11 protein-coding genes are annotated in these 18,826 nt (G+C 51.5%); 5 read left to right on the top strand and 6 right to left on the bottom strand.

Going from position 1 to position 18,826, the window contains the following annotated elements; all coding sequences use genetic code 11:
* Window positions 1-14: 14 nt before the first annotated feature.
* The 5 genes from Pla110_RS15035 to Pla110_RS15015 all read left to right on the top strand — a co-directional run bounded on the left by Pla110_RS15035 (window position 15) and on the right by Pla110_RS15015 (window position 6,915).
* A complete protein-coding gene (locus tag Pla110_RS15035) occupies window positions 15-2,423 on the top strand; it encodes a serine/threonine protein kinase (protein ID WP_144996659.1) in 2,409 nt (802 codons plus the stop codon).
* Between the two features lie 320 nt (window positions 2,424-2,743).
* On the top strand, window positions 2,744-3,679 hold the full coding sequence (locus Pla110_RS15030) for an aspartate carbamoyltransferase catalytic subunit (protein WP_144996657.1): 936 nt from the start codon (window positions 2,744-2,746) through the stop codon (window positions 3,677-3,679).
* A 120-nt stretch (window positions 3,680-3,799) separates the two neighbouring features.
* Window positions 3,800-5,074, top strand: coding sequence for a dihydroorotase (locus Pla110_RS15025; RefSeq protein WP_144996655.1), 1,275 nt, complete (start codon window positions 3,800-3,802; stop codon window positions 5,072-5,074).
* A gap of 112 nt (window positions 5,075-5,186) precedes the next feature.
* Window positions 5,187-5,786: an NYN domain-containing protein gene (locus tag Pla110_RS15020; protein ID WP_144996653.1), complete on the top strand. Its 600-nt coding sequence runs from the start codon at window positions 5,187-5,189 to the stop codon at window positions 5,784-5,786.
* A 274-nt stretch (window positions 5,787-6,060) separates the two neighbouring features.
* Window positions 6,061-6,915, top strand: a complete 855-nt coding sequence (locus Pla110_RS15015; RefSeq protein ID WP_144996651.1) for a hypothetical protein — start codon at window positions 6,061-6,063, stop codon at window positions 6,913-6,915.
* Window positions 6,916-6,951: 36 nt separating this feature from the next.
* Here Pla110_RS15015 and Pla110_RS15010 read toward each other — a convergent pair whose 3' ends face one another.
* From Pla110_RS15010 to Pla110_RS14985, 6 genes are all read right to left on the bottom strand, one after another.
* Window positions 6,952-11,019, bottom strand: a complete 4,068-nt coding sequence (locus Pla110_RS15010; protein ID WP_144996649.1) for a hypothetical protein — start codon at window positions 11,017-11,019, stop codon at window positions 6,952-6,954.
* A gap of 232 nt (window positions 11,020-11,251) precedes the next feature.
* A complete protein-coding gene (locus tag Pla110_RS15005; RefSeq protein ID WP_144996647.1) occupies window positions 11,252-13,516 on the bottom strand; it encodes a glutamine amidotransferase in 2,265 nt (754 codons plus the stop codon).
* Window positions 13,517-13,560: 44 nt separating this feature from the next.
* Window positions 13,561-16,041 (bottom strand): vWA domain-containing protein, encoded by a 2,481-nt coding sequence (locus Pla110_RS15000; RefSeq protein WP_144996645.1) that lies wholly within the window; start codon window positions 16,039-16,041, stop codon window positions 13,561-13,563.
* A gap of 254 nt (window positions 16,042-16,295) precedes the next feature.
* The gene (locus Pla110_RS14995) at window positions 16,296-17,156 is read right to left on the bottom strand and encodes a carbon-nitrogen hydrolase family protein (protein ID WP_144996643.1); all 861 of its coding nucleotides are present in this window, start codon (window positions 17,154-17,156) and stop codon (window positions 16,296-16,298) included.
* A 148-nt stretch (window positions 17,157-17,304) separates the two neighbouring features.
* Entirely contained in the window at window positions 17,305-18,003 is a 699-nt protein-coding gene (locus Pla110_RS14990; RefSeq protein ID WP_197440227.1) for a metal-dependent hydrolase, read from the bottom strand.
* Window positions 18,004-18,132: 129 nt separating this feature from the next.
* Window positions 18,133-18,519, bottom strand: a complete 387-nt coding sequence (locus Pla110_RS14985) for a hypothetical protein (RefSeq protein ID WP_144996638.1) — start codon at window positions 18,517-18,519, stop codon at window positions 18,133-18,135.
* Window positions 18,520-18,826: the final 307 nt, after the last annotated feature.

The raw sequence follows: 18,826 nt of genomic DNA, 5'->3' as shown, positions 1-18,826 counted from the left end.
GATTCCGGTTCCCTGTGATCGACCCTCCGTCTCAGAAACTGATGCAGACGCTGACGGATCTGCAGCTGTGTACGGCTGCAGATATTCGCCGCGCGCGGAGCCGTGTGAAACGACTCGCGCGAGACCTGCCTGCTTTCGATTCGATCTGGCTGGATGCCCTGGTTCAAACAGGCACGCTAACGCCTTTTCAGGGACGCTCTCTCGAAAAGACGAACGGACCGAGTCTGAAAGTCGGCTCCTGGTTGCTGCTCGACGAATTGAGCTACGGAACACGAACCCGAACTTTTAAAGCAATCAACACAGACGAAAAATCGTTCAAAGAGCACGCTTTCAAAACAATAACACTGCCTCAGGAATTCCTACCGCAGATACAAGGCCGAGTCGAAACGACCGTTTCTGATTTCGCGCCGATCCAGCACCGTGGACTTGCACTTCCACGGCAGGTTTTCAGTCCGAGTGAAGATCAGTTGGTTGTTCTGAGTTCCTATGTTCCCGGGCATCATCTGGGAGAATTACTGACTCGTCGAGGAAGATTTCCGGCGGCGGTTGTTCTCGAAATTGCCCGTCAGTTGGTCGATTCCCTGGCGTTGCTCGAAAAGCATCAGATGCAACATGGAGACTTGCGACTATCCAATGTCCGTTTGAACGAGCAGGGCGAGGTGGTGTTGATCAATGTCGGTATCGCCCCGGCTATCTCTCCCGAACTTGTTTTGCGAGATCAAATTGCCCCCGACCAGTACGATGGAATTGCTCCGGAACTAATCGGGACGGGAAATGCCTGTTCCATTCAAAGTGATATTTATGCTTTGGGCTGTCTGCTCTGGCAGCTCTTGGGGGGGCGGCCTCCCCATCCGACGGGGGATCCGCTCGCTAAACTGGCCGCTCACCAGACGAAGTCGATACCCGATGTTCGCCTGTGGGCACCCGATACTCCGGCACCACTGGCAGAGATCATTCAACACATGACTCGTTCCACCATTGAAGAGCGTCCTCATTCGTTCATTCAGTTGCAGCAACTTCTGGGGCCAGTGCGACAGCAGAGTCGTCGTGCGGTGCGTTGCTTTCTCAAACAGTTTCGGTCATTTGTGCCGACCGGTGAACCTTGGAAGCAAAAGTCTTCACGGCTGTTCTGGGTGTCCGCTGTATTGTTGATTGCGGTGTGCGGTGCGGCGTCAGTGGTGCTGACTGAAAACGGCACGATGCCGAAAGTCTGGCAGGAGCTGGCGCAAAGACTCGATGGGTTGGAAATCGAACCTACCTCTCCTGCGAGTGAAAGCCGTACCTCGACGGCAGATAACAGCAATACGGGTCCTGCCGGTCTGAAAGAACCACGATTGCTTCCTGAGATCGAAGCGACTCCGTTAACGATTCCTCTGGAATCTGAAGTCAAGCAGGCGAGCGCAAGTGGGTTTCCTGCGAAAGAGCGTTTGTCCGAGTTTGAAAATCAACAATCCCAGCTACTGGAGTTGCCTCCTGCTGATGAGAATGGTCGATTGTATCTCACCTCGAACGGACCGTTCCGGGCACCGGACATGCGTGGTGTAGGCTCCTTAACGATCGTCGGCGCGAGTAAGTCGCGACCTGTGATTGTGGTGGAAGACAACCCCGCCTTTTTTTCCGCAGTGAAGCTGACCTTAGTGAATGTCCATTTTCGACGCAAACAATCTTCACAGACGAACTCAGCTCCTTTGAATGAACTGGTGCGTGTTCAAGCTGACGAACTGATGATGAGCGATTGCTCCTTTTCGGAAGGGATTCCAGAATCGTTACCTCCCGTTTCGGCAATTGCCTGGCGTTCTGGAACACCGGACAGTTATTCAGTGGCGAAAATCAGTGCGGAAAATTGTGCGTTTTCTTCCCGCCGGTCTGCCTTTAAATTGCTGAGCCCGTTGGGAGAAATGCAACTGGTCAATTGTTTCAAGCGGGGGATGGGGCCGCTTGTTTATACGTCGCAGACAGAGGAACTCCATCTCAAACTGACAAAATCGACGTTCCGGGGAATGTATTCTCTCGTCATGCTACATCGAGCCGAGACGGTTGATTCTCGGCAACCTGTTGGCCTGGAACTGGACCAGACTTTGATTGAACTGAGTGGTCCCGCTCCTGCCCTGTTCGGCCTGGCAGGTGTTGCCCCATCTGGAAACGATGGTGCGGAACTCTATGTAAGTGGCTATGAATCATTCCTGAACGAGGATTTTTCATTCGCACTTTGGAAAAGCCCCTCAGCTGAAAACGAGGACCGAATTTACGAAGCGGGACCTGACCAGTGGGATGGCGTGATGGCGATTCCGCTGCAGTTTACTGGTCAAACGGATGGTGGAGCAACAAATTCGGTTGTTCTGGACGAATCTTTTCAGGGTGTACCCCGTTTGACAGAAGAACTTCCTGGAATGAATGCGGAAGCGATTCCCACTCTCGACTGAAGATCAACTAATATAAAGTCCCAAGAGAGCCCGCCCTGAAACCAGGTTGTGGTTGATCTCTGGACGACACGATTAGATTCAATGAGGCCCAATAGAGGGTTTCGGGACCGTTTATAGTCTCCTTCAGACTAAATTAGATTCGCAGGCGATTCTCTGTCGGGCTCATCATTGATGCAAGCGGGAGGCCTTGGTAGGATCAGCGACCAACGGAGTGATGCTCGCCGGGTCGATAAGCCCGTGCGGCTCGCGGGACCACCGGCCTTATTAATAGAGGCTTACGGTGGTCTATTCCCAGAACTTTTCCTTCGTTGGATAAATAGATGACACAAGGCTGGTCGAAAAAGCATCTTCTGGGACTGGAAGAACTCACTGCTGAAGAAATCACCATTATTCTTGACCGCGCTGCTGAGTTCAAAGCTCTGGCCGATTCGGGAAAACCCAAGCTCGACTTTCTGAATGGAACGGCAATCGCCAATCTGTTTTTTGAACCCTCGACCCGCACCAGAACCAGTTTTAGTCTGGCCGCCAAACGCCTGAGCGCAGATACCGTCGATTTCACTGCCGCCAGCAGCAGTCTCTCTAAAGGAGAGACGTTCATCGATACGGCTCGCAATATCGAAGCGATGGGCGTTTCCCAAGTGGTCGTTCGCCATCGAACTCCGGGAGCTCCTCAGCTTCTTGCCCGTCATTTGAAAGTTCCGGTGCTCAACGCAGGTGATGGAACTCGAGAGCATCCGACACAGGCTTTACTCGACATTTTTACGATTCGCCAACATCGTGGTTCTCTTGCCGGGTTGACAGTGACATTGGTGGGAGACATTCTCCACAGCCGCGTTGCCCGGTCGAATATCTGGGGGCTGACCAAATTGGGTGCCCGTGTGATTGTCTGCGGTCCAGCGACCTTGATTCCCCAACGGATCACGGAACTGGGTGTCGAAGTTTCTCATAACCTCGATGAGGTTCTTCCGGAAACAGACTGCATCAATCTCCTTCGGATTCAGTTTGAGCGTCAACGGGGGGCGTTTTTCCCTTCGATTCGGGAATACGCACATCTGTTTGGAATGAATAGCGAACGACTCGCGCGGGCCAAAAAGGACGCATTGATTCTCGCGCCGGGGCCGATCAACCGTGGAGTTGAGCTGACTCCCGCGGTGGCTGACGGGGATCAGTCGGTCATTATCGACCAAGTCTCCAATGGCTTATTGATACGGATGGCCTGCCTGCATCTGTTACACGAATACTCTCAGAATAATTAACGGCAGAATTGAATTGAAACCGGTTCACCGGTTCGCAGACATTCGTCGAATAGACTTAATTTAAATCGAAAGCGGAATACCCCGCGCATTATCTTTCCTTTTAGACCAACGGTTGTCTTCATGAACAGCATTCTGATTCGTCAGGGGAGACTGATTGATCCTTCACAAAAGCTGGATCGAACGGCGAACCTGTTCATTGAGAATGGAAAAATTACCCGGATTCTCGATGAAGACGTGGCGGCGGATGAAGTGATTGAAGCGGCGGGCTGCATTGTCACGCCGGGGTTTATTGATACGCATGTCGCTGTGCGTGAACCGGGCGATGAAGAGGACGAAACGGTTGCCTCAGTTTCGAACGCCGCGATACACGGGGGGTTCACCACGATTTGCACTTTGCCCGATACTCAACCGGTTGTGGATAATCGGGCTGCGGCGGAGTTTATTCATCTCCAAGCGGAGCGGGCAGGGTACTGCCATGTTTCTCCTCTGGGAGCGATTACCAAGAACAACGACTCCGAAGAGTTGGCCGAAATTGGCCAACTTGTCGATGGCGGCGTGCTCGCGTTCACAGATGGTAAAAAATCAGTTGCGAACAGTGAGATCATGCGACGCGCGCTGGAATACACGCGGATGTTCAATCGACCGATTTTTCATCACCCACAGGTTCCGGAGATGGTGGAATCGGGGGTGATGCATGAAGGCTTTCACTCGATGAAACTCGGACTGCGTGGTATGCCTAATGCCGCAGAAGAAATCATGGTCTCTCGCGATATCGCCCTGGTGGAACTTACGGGGGGGCGAGTTCATGAAATGTGCATCTCGACCCGCGCTGCGGTGGAACATATTCGAGATGCGAAGCGGGCTGGCATCGCTATCTCTGCCGATGTCACCCCCCACCATCTCGCGTTAACCGATGCTGAAATGGAAAAGTTCGATACAAACTACAAAGTATCACCTCCTTTGCGGGATAAAGATCAAATAGCGGCACTGATTGAGGGGCTGCAGGATGGCACCATTGAAGCCATCACGGCCGACCATCAACCTCATGCTGATGAGAAGAAGCATGTCGAGGTAGATCAGGCTCCGTTTGGAATTGTGGGCCTGGAGACGGCTTTGTCTCTCTGTATCAAAACCTTGATCGATCCGGGACATCTGACCTGGCTGCAGTTGATCGATAAACTGACTGCAGGGCCGGCCCGGATTTTGAACTTGGAACAAAAAGGAACGTTACGCGACGGAGCAGATGCCGATGTGACGATTTTCAATCCGGACGAGCAATGGACAGTAGATGTGACCAAGTTCAAAACGCTCAGTAAAAACAGTCCTTTCGCCGGATGGGAGCTGCGCGGTAGAATCAAGACAATAATCGTCAATGGATTACCACGCACTTTGTAAGCTGTCCTGAAACCCTCTGGCGGGTCTTACTCAATCTTGTCGATTCGAGATCAACTAAACCTCTGTTTCAGGATAGACTCCAGACTGAAATAGCTGTCGGGAGACAATCACGATGGCAAAAACCTATCGGCTGATCGACGGGTACAACCTGATGCACGCCGCCGGCATGGCGCGAGAACGCTATGGTCCGGGCGATCTGGAGAGATTCCGTAACCGCTTTATTACCTGGCTGGCCTCGCATCTTGCCACTTCCGAGTTGGCTACAGCAACGCTCGTCTTTGACGCCCAATCAGCCGGACATCGAAATGATCATCAGGAGATGTTTCAGGGAATGAAGGTGATCTATGCGGCGTCAAATAAAGATGCCGACACGTTGATCGAAGAACTCGTTGCCGAACATTCCGCACCACGACAGATTCAGGTCATCTCCAGCGATCATCGATTGCACAAGGCAATTCGCAAACGGAAAGGGATCGCGATCGACAGCGAAGACTTTGTCCCTTGGTTGGAAAAACGCGAAATTCATCAGGATGGAGTCATGCGGCACTCTGAATCGACTGGCAGTGCCGGAGCTGTACCAGAAGAGGAAGTCGATATGTGGCTAGCCGAGTTTGGCGACATTCCGGAGGCGGATCACCTGAAAAAGACACGGAAGCCTCAGGGAAAGCAGGAAAACTGGATACGCGAAATCGAAGATGAATTCGGAATCTGAGAACGAAAACAGAGGTGAGGTGTTTATCCTGCCGCTTTTCTCCGTTTATAATCAAGACGACTGTTGGATTTCTTCCAGCTGTTGATATGTGGTCTGGGTTCCTGTTTGTCAGGACAACTTTCAGTTTGTTCTGAAAAGCCTATCCCTTCAGCTGTAAAAGCGACCGACTGCGGAATCGATTTGCCTGTATCTTTCCTGTCTCTTTGCAATATCGGTTGTGATGATTTCCCTTCTTACAAAAAACCATTCGGGTCAAATACCTCACGGGATAACTATGCTCCGTTCACTTCTGCTGTTTGCCTTCTGTTTTGCCACCTTGGGGTGCGGACAGGCTACCTATGATGCCCGGTTGAATGAAACTTCCGGCTACTATGCCTATATCAACGAAACGGAAGCTCTGCTGGATGGCGAATGGAAAAGCCGTGAGCCCCTGAAAGGGATTCAGATTCGTCCACCGAAAGGATTCAAGAAGATATCTGCACCTACCCAGGAAGAAGACGAGGACGGAAATATCATTTCTGAGGGAGTGGATGAACGACAACCGATCAATATTCCCGGCTTTTATCAGGGAGAACTTCCGGGCGTGCTGGGGGCTTGGAAAAGAAACTATGAAGTCAGTCTGGCGGGAGATGGATCTCAGGAATTCACAGTCCGCTTATACGTGTTGGGCCAAACCTCTTTTGGTGAAGAAGGGAATGATCTTCCGTTTCGAGATATCGTGTACAATCGCCTCGCTGCTGACATGAGCGTTGAAAGTGCAAATTCCTGGCTGGCAGAATCTTACCCCGGGCGGGATTTGTACACACGAGCGATCGACTATAACGAGATGCGGTTCTCACCCGGTGTTGCTGTAAACGGTTTTGCGTCGAGCGGTGTTGAGATTCAACTTAATGCCCGAACCGAAGATGGCAAGTCGGTAGTGATCATGTGGGTATTACCCGCCGGTGGACTTAGCTCGCGAGAATCGAGAGAGCTGACCGACAGTGTTACGAAAACGTTACAGACTTTAAGCATCCGTAAAACCAGCGACACGGACTCTGACGATCCTGAAGAGGTTGTTAAAGAAGAGAATCCTGATTCGGGGAAGAAAGATAAACCGAAACCTGCCCAGCGGGCTCCCTCCTTCTAAGTATCGAGGCTACTTTCTAATTTGCCGCTGCCTATTTTACGGCTTCGGTGTTTTGCTCCGCGACTGGCTGCGGTTGAATTCTTCGAACCGTTCCCGGTATTGATCGGGGACGGGAGTACGCTGAATGTTAATCCCAGTCTGGTTGTATTTGCGGATTTGATCTCCTGAGCTGGAACGCGATTCATTTTTGAGATTGAGTGATTTCAGCATCTCTTCAAATTGGGTTTGACGCGCGCGTTCACGCGGCGTCTCCGCTGCGGGTTGGGAGAGTTGTTTCTTCAGGTTCTCCGTAAACCGTTGCAGTTCAGATTCGGTCCATCCTAGTTTTTCGAGCAGGTCCTGATCGACTTCGCCCCGTTTGATTTGGTTGTCCAGTTTCTTAAGAACAAGTTCCGCCGCCTCTTTTGCATCTTCGGCATTCACTTCAGAAGGGACCGTATCGCTTGCCGTTTCTCCTTCACCAGAACCATTGGCAGCGCTCCCTGATCCAGAACCTCCACCGGTTGTTGGTGGTTTCGTAGAATTACTGGTTGATTCTTTATTCCCAGGCTGATTCTGCTCCGGCGGCGGTTGTTTGCTTTGATCTGAAGAGGGACTCTCTCCCTTACCCTGTTGTGGTTGGTCACCCCCCTCAGGTTTTTGTGCACCTGCCCCCTGAGCGGGTTGATTGCCCTGTTGCGGTTGGTCAGGTTTCTGACCTTCTTTCTGCTGTTGTTCACCCTTTTGGGAACCGTCCTGATTTTTCTGCTGTTCGCCCTGTTGGTCCTGTTTTTCGGCTGAGTCCTCTCTGTCCGAATTATTCTGGTCTTCGGATTTTATTTCGTTCTGGTCAGTTGATTTCGACTTCGGAGAAGTAGCGTCATTCTTTTTATTATCGGCTTCTCCGTTTTGCGGTTGGTCGTCAGACGGTTTTTGACCCGGTTGTTGTTGACCTGACGGCTTTTCATCTGAAGGTGGTTTATCTGAAGAGGGTTGATCTGGAGAGGGTTGATCTGGAGAGGGTTGATCTGCCGGATCGCTGTCCGGTTTTTCTTTTTGTTGATCTCCACTCGGTTTCGAATCAGATGACTGAGGTTTCCCCCCTTCATTTTGATCAGGGGAATTCGGGTCGTTCGGTTTCTGTCCCTGCTCTTTGGGTTCAGATTGTCCTTGCGGATTCTGTTGTTCGGAGCCGTCCGGTGATTGCTCGGAATTTTTAGACTGCTCGGTAGAAGATGGGGAATCCGATTTCTTCCGCTGTTCTTTCTGTAGATCGCCTTGTTGCTCTTTACCCTGCTTTTGCTCACCCGGCTGTTGCTCGTTCGGTTTCTGATCGCCTGGTTGTTGCTCGCCGGGTTGTTGATTGTCCGGTGAGTTTTGCTGTTCCGCGGCAGAGTTATTTGACGGATCCTGCTTTTCGTCAGGACCGTTTTCGTCGTTGGCCGCAGACTCCAGCTGATTCTGCTCGTCCGACTTTGCACCGGGCTGTTCCTGCTTTTTAGCACCCGGTTCGCCCTGTTGTTGTTTCTGGGCATCTTCGGCAGGAGTTTGCTGTTCTGCGGGTTGGTTTTTCTGCACCCCTTTATCTGGTTCTGTTTTGGAAGCGGGTTGATCCTGTTGTTGTTCAGAGCCAGGTTCTGGTTTTTTCTCGTTTGCTTTCTGTTCTTCTGACGAATCTTCTTTACGTTCTTTTTGAGGATCGTTTTTGGGAGTCTTACCGTCCTCGTTTTCTTCGGGCTGTTGTTCCTGTTTGGACTGGGGTGTCTCGGATTGTTTTGATGGTTCTTTCTGCGGACTCTGCTTGTCTTGCTTAGACGACTTATCCTGCTTCTGATTCTCTTCGTTGAAGTGATCCAGCAATCGTTTGAGAGATTCCGCCTGATCTTCTTCGCTGTCGGGGTTCAGCGGATCTTCAGCGCCTTCCGACTTTTCATCGGACCCCATTGGTGATGAGTCGGAAGGGGATTGGTTCTGTTCACCTTTGCCGGGGGCGTCGTTCGGATCATTATTTCTGGTCTGCTGATCCCCTTGTTCAGGAGCGGGTTGATTTTTGTCAGGATTTTGCTTCCCGTTTGGGTCCTGCTCCGCCTGGTTTTGTTTGGAATTGGGGTCGGCCTCGTTTTTCTGTTGCTGATTCTGAGCTCCATTTGGTCCATTCTGAGGATCTGTGCTATCCCCTTTGGGTTGTTCCCCTGGCTGTTGGTTTTCTGGGGGGCTATTTTCCTGTTGAGGATTGTTCTCAGCCGAATTCTCTGAGGATTGTCCTTCCTCATTGCCCGGTTGATTGTCTTGTTGAGGCTCTGCCCCTTCCGCGTCAGGCTGCTGTTGGTCCTGCTGGCCATCCGCTCCCTGTTGCTGCTCCCCACCCTGCTGCGAGTCACCATCTTGTTGCTGCTCGCCCCCTTCTTCGTTTTGTTGTTGGCCCTCCTGCTGTTGTTCTTGTTCCTGTTGCTCCTGCAGTTCTTCACGGAGCTGATCCTGTTGTTTCTTCTGTTCGTCGAGTTGTTTTTCCGCTTCACGTTCTGGAACACGGTCTACAACGGTGATTTTCAAACTACCTGTAGTTGATTTGTTGTGCTCTGGTTGTTTGTTGTCTTCCGCTTCGATGTAGTAACTGACGACATCACCCGGACTGAGCGCCAGGTTCTTAAGTGACAGAAGATATCGTCCTTCGATCATTTTCTGGGGCTGATCGAGAATCGTTTCACGGTAGATCTCTTCGCCTTCTTTTTCGACGAAGATGCGGACTCGGCTCAATTTGAAGTCGGGATCCTCGGCTTTGAACATCAACGGGACCGTCGCGTTTGCAGGGCTTTCGATGTCTTCGGATGGATCGTACAGGCGGACTACAGGCGCTTCATCTGGTCTCACGCGGTAACGAAACGTCATCGGGTTTCTGTTCTGTTGCCCTTCTACCGTCTTACAGGAGATGCGGTAGTAGAGCGGATGAGTTCCGTCCGTACGCAGGGAGAGCTTCCAGGAACCGTCGAGTTTAACTCCATCGTCGCTTACCTTTAACGCGAATCGTTCCGCCGTGGCATCGAAACTTTCGCTATCGGAAAAGACGACTTCCGCGGTGGCGACTTTCGTATTCGTGTGTGCCGTGAGTCGGGCGATGGTTCCTTCCCAGGAATCGATATGGCCCGATGGCTGAGTTCGATCCGCTAGCTGCGTATAGTCAGGGTGTTTCAGCGTGACGGAATCGAGCGTAGCCTGTGGGGGGGCAATCACTCCGACCGTATATTCTTCCGAAGTGACATCACCTGCCTGAATGGAGTAGACGAATTCCTGCCGGATTCCCTCCCCGTTCTGCCCCACAATGCGGCCCTGGAAAGTGGGCAAGGCATCTTCGGTTCGTCTTAGTTTGACTGGTTCATCGACGTAGGTCTGATCGGTTGTCGAATAGATGAGTGTCAGTTCTTCCGGTACCTTGCCCGAGATGATGGCGGTTACGAGTAGATCAGAATACTCGTAAACAGTCGTGCTCCCCGGATCGACAGACTCGATTCGGGTCTCAGTGGCGACGGCTACGTCGGCGGTGGGAAAGAGCGCGCGCCAGACACTTGGAAATACATTTTTTGGACTGAACAGCATATACAGGAAAAAGATGAGCAGGATCGCGAACAGCGCGTAAGAGACGTGCAGCACTGGACGACTATCAATGACTTCTTCCAGATCAGCATTGGAAAGTTTAAGAGCCGCCTGCTTTTCCATCGCTTTGAGGATACCCGGCGCTGGTTTGCGATCGGTGTGACGTAAGTCGATCAAGTTCAGGACACGACTTTTTAAATCGGGGACCGCTTTTTCGATTACGCGAGCCGCGTAGAGGTCATTGATTTGCTGGCGGTAGGGCCGCCAAATTCGAAACCAGAGCCAACCTGAAACACCTCCTACGAAGGAGCACAGCAATAAGAGTCTTAATGAGTAAGAGAATCCACCCGGAATGATCCATTGGTCGAAGATCGCAAAGACAAACAGGTAACCGATCAAAAATGTGAACAGCGTGAGCGTCGAGAGCATCAAGTCGTGCCCGCGGACCTGTTTACGGATCTTTTGCAATTGGAATTCAACGTACTCGTCGAAGTCGACATATTGCTGTGATTCTGGTTGCGACGTGGTAGCCATATTGCCCCAAGGGGTGTGATGGAATGTGGATGTGTACTAGTGTGGTCTAATGTCCATGTAATGCGGGTGGAGATATCCACCCTCTATTCTATTTAGACGACCTCTGTCGGGCCAATGTTTCCTGAAAAATCATTCTTCGGGCAGGTTTCCTCGATTTCCCTGTCTGCTTGGATTCCCGGATCCGGAAAACCGTTATGATGGTTTCAGACCCTCGTCACTGATGCTATCACGGTTAAACAAGGCCTCTCATTTTTCGGAGTGTCCATTCGCTCGACATCAGGAGGACGAACAGGAGGAGAAACCACCAGTTGTCCCACAAACGAATCGTTTCCTGATTGTCGGTCTCCTGTTCAATTTGTTCCAGGCGTTCCATGAAGGCTAGCAGTTCCTCTGGTTCGACGAAGGAACCGCCGGTGGCCGAGGCAATTTGTTGTAACATTCCTGGATCGGCGGCGGGATTGTCGAGTTCGAGGTCGGTCTCTTCCACTTGGAATCGACCCCAGGCACTATACCCCAGCGGGCGATTGTCTCGTAGAGCTTGCACCTGCACCCAGTAGTCTCCCGGTTGGACAGTCTCCTGAAAGTCAGCGAGGAATCGATTGCTCTGTTGTCGTGGTGTGACTTCCACCATCTCTCCACCAGGTTGTTTAACATTGACGGTGAATTGAACATTCTCTGAGATCGCTTTCCCTGTCTCGTCTCGTGCACCAAACTGGAAGGCGGCTCGCTGACCTGACGAAAGAATCCGAGGCGTGGCTTTTACCCAGACGGGTTGATCGGTGTCGGCTTCCTTGTGAGCCAGCCAAAGAACAAGCTGCTGCCAGAAACGTTGAGTCTCCTCAAAGTGACCTTGTAGAACCCAAACCCAGGTGCTGTCTCCGGCGAAAGCGAGAACACGGCCTGCTCCGTAATCCTGACTGATCAATAGCGGATGATTCTGTTCGTCTACAGCGAGGATCTCGGCGAAGTTGTTCTTGGGAACAATTTTATTTGCTCCGTTTAACTTGGGAAGTTTCTGCCAGACTGAATCATTGTCATTGCCTAATTGCATCAGAAAGTGGAACTGACCTGCGTCGGTGGGAACCATTTTTAATTGGTCGACGAGATGATTCTCTGTGCTTGGATTCGATTCGATTTGTTTCTGAGCGGGTGACATCATCACCGGGAGTACCTCTTCGAGAGGGGTGTTGGCGTACCCTCCACCACCAAAACTTTGCAGGCCGCCCATCATCAACAATCCGGCACCTTCATCGACCCGGTCCCGCAATTTTTGAAGCGAGTCTGGATCAAGTAGATCAGCGGGGACATCGCCCAGAATAAAGACATCGTATTCTTGCGGAGCGAATACTTTAGGAGAAATGTTGGCTCGTTTAATCAGTTTGCCCATAGTTATCCAGAAGGTATCGATCTGAATCTTCTGAGCGGAACCGACGGTTCGTACGGCACTGTTCTCTGGACGTACTCGATCGATGTAGGCGACGCGCACGCCCCCTTTCAAGATGGTGGTCATTGAGTGTTTGATATTGTTACTGGTCTGAATCTCTCCATCGAGAGGTTCGGCTTCAAAGGCAAGTTTGTATTCGCCAGGAAACTCGGGGAACCAGCTCAGCTCGGCGGTCACCGTTTCACTCTCTTCGCGGATAGGGATATCGGCGAACGGGGTAGCTCCTTCCTGCGCCAGTGCAGGAGCCATTTTTCCGGCTTCGCCCAGCTTCACTCCGCGGCGGTCTTCCACCAGCATTCTTACTCGAATCGTTTTTCCTGCGGCACCGACAGCACGAACCCGAACACGTACGGGAACGACTTTCTTTTCATACCCGACATCGGAGATCTGGACATCCTGAACGGCAAGGTCGGAGACGTTGTCGGCGAAGCCAGTTGAACCGAAAGGGATGGTGTGGACACGCAGTTGACTCGCTCCGAGTTGCATTGCTTCAGGAAGGGGATCAATGTCGTATGGTGCGACTGCTCGTTGGGCACCGTCGGAAAGAATCAGGATGGAGCGAATATCTTTCTGCGTCGATTCCTGTTTAATCCAGCGTAAGGTCGCGCCCAGGGAGGTCTGAGAACCTTCAGTCTGGTCAGCGGTCATATCTGCGACAGGTTCAGGTTCTGTTGAAAAGTTGTATGTTTGCAGCTTTAAGTTTTCCTGATCAGCGATCTGTCCTTCAATGATTCGTACGGACTCCAGCATCACTTCACGACGGCTCAACCCACCGGCACCATCTTTAATTCCCATGCTGCGGGACGAGTCGGCCAATACGATGATTTCACCCTGTTCGGTCTCTTCCTCATTTTCGATGACAATACTGGGACGGAACATGGCGATGCAGAGTACGAGCACGGCAGCGAGACGGAGCGTAATAAGAAAGCGTCGCGTCAGTGGCGGGTGATGCTGAACTCGAGGAGGATATGTCCAGAGAACCAGCGCGATCGTGGCGATCATAACGACCACCGCGATGGGGAGATTCCAAACTGGCTCAAACATAATCGACATGAATTGTTCGAATTCTATCGCGCGGGGGGAGTTCTGTTTCTGAATCAGACCAGGGGAGTTTGTTCGTGATCGTAAAATCGATTGGCAATAAAGTGCTCACCCCAGAAGAAGGCGAACAGCAGTCCGAGGACCATTGGAAACATTTCCTGACCAATTCGACCGAGACCGACCTGTCGCGTTAATTCGTTAATTGACCGAGAGAGTTGATATCGTTTTTCTCCAAGCAAGCTGTCGAGCTCGTCGCTTGTAATCGGATCGAAATTACTCTCCGCGTCGGCTATGTTCATGCTGTATTGGAAGAACGGGGCAGTCAGATCACTTTTCTGTAATACCTGGTAATGTCCGAGCGTTTCCGTGTTTCGAATGAGGAGTAGATTGTTCTCGGTATCTGCTGTTAATGGAAGCTGTTTCAGGTTGGGCTGTCGCAGTAGGTAACTGGCCGATTTCTCATCAGCAGGGAGGGGCAGTACGACGGCTTCACCGGCCATATAATTCCGCATTAGTTCGTTGCCTCCCGCAGAGTAGTCCATAATCTTATCGGCAAGCACCAGGAACCACCATGATCGAGCGAGGGTACTCCATTCACCACGGTCAACCGAGGTTGTTAACATCATGGAATGACCGCGTCCCAGAACTCGATCGATGATTGCTGGACGAGGTTTGTTAAAAGTATAATTGGCGATGACGTTTGCCGAGGGATGGGGCGCGACGGACCAGCACCAGTTGACCCGGGCTGCGGGAAGATCACCGAAGCTACCGTACTGATCGAAGGGTTTGAGCAGAGGATGGTTTTTGCCCGCTTCAAAGTCGATAAACTCGGGTGGTTCAAATTCAATGAACCCTTTGAGTTCCGCAGGCAGTACGGCCAATGCGGCGTCTGTGGTATACTCGACGGGATCGATTCTGGAACTACCGGCTACTACAAAGAGGCCACCACCCGCGGTGACATAACTTTCCAGCCGGCTCCAGATTTCTTCTCGAGGTTGGCGAACACTGACTAGGCAGATGTTGTCGTACGACTGTAGCTTCTCGGATGACATATCGAGGAGGGCTTCCTGTCGTACCAGATCACAGCGGTAAGGGGCTTTATTGTTCTTCCGTAATTCACCCGGGGCTAGCACGTCCTGAAGGATCGGGCCGCCTCCAGTCGCGCCGGAGACGATTAATACCTTCGGCGGCAAGCGTCTGTTCACAGTAAAAAAGCGTTGGTTGTCGAAGGTCATCGCGTCTGTGGAGTTTAGTCGGATTTCTCCCTGAACCGTTTCCTGCCAGTCATAGTTTGTTTCGTTGTTTATTTCGTCTGTTTTAGAATCTAGAACAGCATCCTCCGGGACATAAGAGAGTTCCACGGATTGAGGTGTCCCGGCATTGATCTGAATTTCCTGTGCTGCCCTGCGGACCATCTCGCCCGAACTGTTCTCCGTATACAGTTCCACTTGGCGAGTTATATCGGTTTGACGCTCTGCCTGAACGGTGACTGACATTGAGATCGGTTGGCTCTTCAGAAACTCTTTATTTTGCAAGCGAATGTTCGAAAGCGAAATGTTCTTCGGCTCCTGTTTACTGACGTCAATCAGGTAAACCTGGACGAATTCGAGCCGTTCGAGTTCCCCTTTTAAATATTGCTGTTCGGCTAGATCCCAAGAGTTACGCGAGAGATCGGTAAACAGATAAACCTCTCGAATATATCGGTCGGTGATTTCATCTTCAGTCTCATTCTGTTCCGTTCCAATCCGTTCGCGGTCCTGTTCCTGAAAGGAGAGAGAGTCCCAAAGTCGTGTGTTTAACTTGACCGTACTGGGGGCGAGTTCCAAGTCGTACATATGTTCGCGGGCGGTGGTTTTGTCGATCTGGAAGAGAATCGCCGATTGATCCTGATTCGTTGTAATCGCGACTCGGCTGCCATTAGGTAACTGATCGAGATGTTCCGATGCAATCTTCCGAGCGACATCGAGACGGGTATCGCTTTCGGATCGGTATTCCATGCTTAAGCTGGTGTCGAACAGGAATATCGCCGCACTCGGTATGTTCTCTGAAACGATCGGGCGAGGACTGGTCAGTTCCGCGCGAAGTCGATGCGCATACGGCCAGATGACCAGTAGCAGAAAGAGTATCACGCCAGCTACACCTGCAATGGAGCGTGACATCGTTTGTCGGTAAGCGATTTGATGACGGGGGAGCTTACGACGCTCCCATAATTTCTTCAGGCCCCAGCAGGCACCAACAGCGGCTGCGACGAGACCGAAAGTCATGAGTGATTCATATAAGTTCGGAGTGTAATTCGCAGCGGGCAGAGAAGGTCTAGCGAGCAATAAGATAAAGAAGGCAATCACGATGACTCGCAAGAGCATCAACCAGAATTGCTTCATTCGGAATCGTCGGGTGTTTGATTTGCGGCGGGACTGAATGAGTCGCAGGGCGGGGAACGCCATCCGCTTTGGTTTGGAGCGGAGCAGTAGATGCAACAGGACTGGAATGATCGCCAGCGGGAGTGCCAATAGAAGTGTGGGATTGAGCAGGGACATGGACAGAGCAAATCTGAAGTGAGGTAACCGGATGGACTTGTCGTGATATTCCCGGTCAATACCGGAGCGGGCTAAAGTGGCCTGAACCAATTCTCGTTTAACGTAACTCAGGCGACAGTTTTATGATAGGTGGATCGATGGCTGAAGGGAAGTGTTGCTGGTAAACTAGCGGTCCAGTGATTCGATTCAGTGATTGAAGCGTAGAGAAGTTTGAGGGGAAAGATAAAAGAAATGCGTCATCTTTCAGATTAGGATCACTTTCCTTTTAACTCGGCGTGAGGTGTGCTGAGACCGTGGGGTTGGGTCAGAGCGATGTACATTTCTGGTCGACGGTCGGCGAGTCGGTCTATTTCGTGCTTTCCGGGGACGCGCTGGTATCTTTTATTGCGAGCTCGTTCGACGTCGATTTCAGCGTACAAGATTTCCACGTCGCGAGTTTCTGCCTTCGCGAGTGTTTTCCCAAACGGATCACAAATGCTGCTGCGTCCGATGAATTGAAATCCTCGTTCGCGGCCACATCGGTTCACGGCCATGAAGTAGATTCCATTTTCGACAGCGCGAGAATTGATGCAGTAGTCCGCAGTCGTTTCTGCGCCGGGTGGCCAGTTGGTGGGGAGGACGACAAGATCGGCACCGAGCATCGTGAGGCAGCGGGTGGCTTCGGGGAAGGAGGCGTCGTAGCAGATTTGCATTCCGACTCTCAGTCCACCCGCATTGAACACCTGATACGGATCGTTACCGGGGGTGGTGTAGCGGTCAACACCGAGATAGGGGAGATGGACTTTGCGATATTTCCCAATGACCCCTTCCGGTCCAATCAGCACAGCGCTGTTGTAGACATCATTTCCCTCAAGCTCGAGCAAACCGATGACCGTAAAGCAGTCGAGACGTCGACAGGCTTCGGTCAATTGATCGGTGGCGGGGCCGGGAATGGATTGTGCGAAAGGAGCGGCTTCATCGCGGCTCTCAAAGCAATATCCAGAGAGGGCACATTCAGGGAAGAGTGTCAGATGAGCACCGGCAGCCGTGGTTTCTTCCAGTGATTTGATAATCATTTGCAGGTTCTGGTCTACTTCGCCCAACTGGACATCGATCTGCACACCGGCAATTTTCATCCTGAGTTCCTCATTATAACGCTAAATGTACTGAGCCTACGATCGAAACGACCCTATAGCATCGATAGGGTTCATGAAGATCATCGGATTGTTGTCGCAACCGCGAGGACGTTAATTCCTGGATAGCGGTTGGGCGACTACTTCCAGTCTATTTTCGCATGGGGAGGGACTCAACCGCCTGACGGAAAGAATGCGGCATCTTTTCCGGACCTTCAATCACACCGAACTGCACCAGCGAGACATATGTCAGGAACATGAGGACGGTATAAGTGAAAATGTTTGGGTAATAACTCTTACCCACGAACTTAAGTGCGCTGCCTGCTGCTTTGTTCAATTTGAGTCGGGTTCCGGTGAACTGCACGCTGTACAATTCGTCCAGTAAGAGGTGCGAGAGGAACCCCAGTGCCACGGCAGCGCCCATTAAACCTTTGACGGCCAGATCGTCGCTGCGGTAGACCAACATGACCAGTTCGGCGGCAATGAACAACGCTGGAATGCTGTGAAACATGCCACGGTGAATACTCAGGCGTCCAAGAATGTGTGATAGACCATACCTGACGGCGGTGTAGGTGCAGATGGCGAGCAGAATGATCTGTTCACGGTTTTCGGTGATCTCTCGGAATCTTTCCATCATCATCATCGGGACGATGGCGGCTAATATGCCGAAAATCTTCTGGACTGGTTTTCCCGTCTGGGAATCGATATCCGGAAGCATTCCTGACATCCAGCAGAGGATTGCTGCCAATAATCCCTGTTCGGGTGTGAATCCAAAGAGAAGGGTCGCGGCGATTCCATAACCGGCTCCGCAAAGCCCGCTGACGGAAATGTGCTCTCGATATCCGGCCATGCCGTATGCATCCTTGCGATTGGAGAGTTCAGATAAAAATGGGGGATCGTGCTCTCGGAACATCCTGTCCAAAAGTCTTCCGTCCGGAGGAGGCTGCAGCCTGTTTCGAGGGACGGATAATCCGGGTGATCAATTGTCAGTCATACTGCTGCCGTAAGTATATGCTAAAACTAAGGCGAGTATGAACAGCAATATGAGGACAAGGGGGAGGAGAAACGGTCGGAAGACGGAAACCAGGTTGAAGCGATACCCACCGGAGTGGTCTGAGCCAATATCACGGGTACGGTAGGTTTGGACCACGTCCTGCATCAGGGTCTCTGTTGCCGCCTCGACATCTTCCCCTGGTTTACCGTAGGTTTCGCGTTTTCTCACGCCCAGGGCATCCATCGCGATTTTGTCGGATTGCGGAACTTTGTTGGAGTGTCCACAACTGGAGCAGATCACTTTCTTACCGATTTTCTCGTCAACGGCTTTAATGAACCTGTCACATTTTTCACAGGAGAACCGAATCGCCATAACCGTATCCTTTTAACAGACGGGACGTTACTACCTAGTAAACCGGAAAAGTGGATGATTGTCGAGGTCAATTTTCGTCGAGATCCACGTTGAATCCCCCCCCTTTTATCGGGTATACTTAGATCGCACGTTGTCCGTTCCTGATTCGGTCTGATCGCATTCCAAACAGAATGTTGAACCTGTTGAGTCATTTGGCGGGACGTGATTGAAGAAAATGTCTGATGATTACCTGGAAATGAATTTCACATCAGTCTGCCCGGATCTGACCCCATGTGGTCAGCCCGTTTGGGGAGACCTCAGCAAGGAG

The sequence above is a fragment of the Polystyrenella longa genome (assembly GCF_007750395.1).
In the GTDB taxonomy this organism is placed as follows: domain Bacteria; phylum Planctomycetota; class Planctomycetia; order Planctomycetales; family Planctomycetaceae; genus Polystyrenella; species Polystyrenella longa.
The sequence above is the reverse complement of the archived record's forward strand: the minus strand, read 5'-3'. Positions and strand labels throughout refer to the sequence as shown.